A 2,303-nucleotide genomic window follows, 5' to 3' on the forward strand; every position below is an offset into this window, starting at 1 on the left:
TTGTTGGGCTATAAATACCGCAATTCGATTATCATTAAATTCAACACTCTTTGTGGGGTCTTTATACTCTAAAAGAATCCGTATCTCTCCTTTGGTTACCAATGCTATTTCCTCATGTATTCTGCTTCTTCCGTGTTCTGTAAAGTTGCATATATCCTGTGAGAAATTCAGCGGATTTTTGTGTTTTACTCCGTTGATTGGCAATAGAGGAGTATCGGCAATCATAATAATTTTTGTTTGTGGTCGTATTCCAGTTGTTTTCATCTGGAAATCTTGACTTGTAGTTTCAAAAGGTATTAGCTTTGCAATCTTTTTAAAGCGAACTCTGGTGGTCGGTAAAAGAGCGTAACTTACTTCTGTTAAATTGTTGTATATATTCGTAGCCACACAATAATAATTCTGCATTCCCATAACCGCCAGATTATAACGTGCAATCTGGAAAGTAGTTGTGTGCCTGACTATATCCTTGACTTTTAACTTTAGATTTGTTTTTGCTTTCTTTAGTGCTTTCTGGTTCATATCTGTTTTGGCAACATATCCATGTTTTGTTTTCCCTTTTGGAATCACTTTAATTTTGAATCCCAGAAAATCTGATGAATTTTTCTTCAGATTTACTACCTTTGATTTTTCTGGACTGATTTCTAATTTCAGCCTTTTGTTAAGAAAATCTACGGTACTGTGATAGAATCGCTGTGCTTCTTCATAGGTCGAACACATAATTTTAAAATCGTCAGCATAACGCACAATAAAGCCACTTTTTAACCTCGTATGTTTCTTTGCATATTGGAACCAACCGTTTTTATTACGGTGCTTTGGCTGGAAAGTTTCCCATTGACTGCTTACCCACCAATCCAATTCATTAAGGACTATGAGCGAGAGCAGGGGACTTAACAGACCGCCTTGCGGAGTTCCTTTTTCTGGGACACCCTCGCCGTCAATTTCAGCTTTCAGCATTTTACTAATAATGCAAATCAGTCTTTTATCCCGAATGCCAAGTGTCCAAATCTGTTTTAACAATTTCCCGTGGTTGACATTATCAAAGAATCCTTTAATATCTACATCAACGCAGTAATGATACTTTGATATGTTTATCAAACTGGTTACTCTGCCAAGTGCATGGTGGGCACTTCGATTCGCACGGAATCCATAGGAATGATTATGGAACTTAGGTTCGCATATCGGTTCTAGGACTTGCAAGATACATTGTTGTACAAGTCTGTCCCAGATACAGGGGATTCCGAGAGGTCGCATTTTATCGCTTCCAGATTTAGGAATAAAAACCCGTCTGACTGATTTTGGTTGGTAATTATCCAGGCTGCTTCGGACTTTCATAATAATATCTTCATCACACAAATGTTTAATATCATCAATCGTTAGCCCATCTGTACCAGCGGTTTTGCTTCCGCTGTTTGTTTTTAAATTTCGGTATGCCAAGCAGATATTTTGTTCTGAACCAATAATTTCCAGTAACTTATAAAAGTTATTACCATTTTTGCTCTGTGCGTATAACTCATCATAAATATGTTGCATATCATAATATTCGTTATAGCGGAGCTTGTCTTTCTTTAGCATGGTCTGTACCCTCCTTAATCACAGGGGCAAGTACATCTCTTAGTCTTACTCGAACCCATACCATTCTTAGTAATTCTATTCTTCAATGACTAGTGGCTATCCCTCCACCGTTTGTTATCACGGTTTCATAGGTACTGTGCCACCACTTTCACTGGCATAAACACACCTTATATTATTGCTAATCTCACAACAACCTTATGATGTGAACACTTCATAGACAGTAAAATCTCCATGTTGCCAGCTTTCAACGTTCCAAACACACTATCTGTACATATATATCCGTAGGTTTCTTCTCTAAGCCTGCTACTTTGATAATGCCTGTAACATTATATGGGTTTTCATAAAAACGAGTCTTACTCACCCACAGTAGCGACACTATTTGTGTCACTGGACATTTCTATCCAGTCCCGATATAGACCTGTACATTCAAAGATTCGTCAGTAGACCGCTCATCTACATACTAACCATAGATATTTTATAGACTTCCGGCATATAGGATACGACACCCACCTCTGGGTATCTTTCGACAGCGCTATCTGTTACGGTATCTCTCTGCCGACTTCACCGAGCTTCTGACAGACCTATGTTTACTCATAATCCTGCCAGTCGGAGTATTAAAGTAGCCTTTCAGGGCGTTACCCCATCATTCGACTATTCGCGTGTTCAGTTCTCCAACACAATTTTAATTGATTGTGCAGTGTCTACTCTTTTCAAGTAGAAACGTCTCGCAC

1 protein-coding gene is annotated in these 2,303 nt (G+C 38.5%); it reads right to left on the reverse strand.

The features are described from left to right. On the reverse strand, window positions 1-1,572 hold a 1,572-nt coding region (gene ltrA, locus ACESSZ_RS16355), incomplete at its 3' end, for a group II intron reverse transcriptase/maturase (protein ID WP_499842902.1). Between the last annotated feature and the right edge of the window lie 731 nt (window positions 1,573-2,303).

Origin of the sequence: Eubacterium sp. 3_1_31 (genome assembly GCF_964249515.1) — a bacterium.
In the GTDB taxonomy this organism is placed as follows: domain Bacteria; phylum Bacillota_I; class Bacilli_A; order Erysipelotrichales; family Erysipelotrichaceae; genus Longicatena; species Longicatena caecimuris.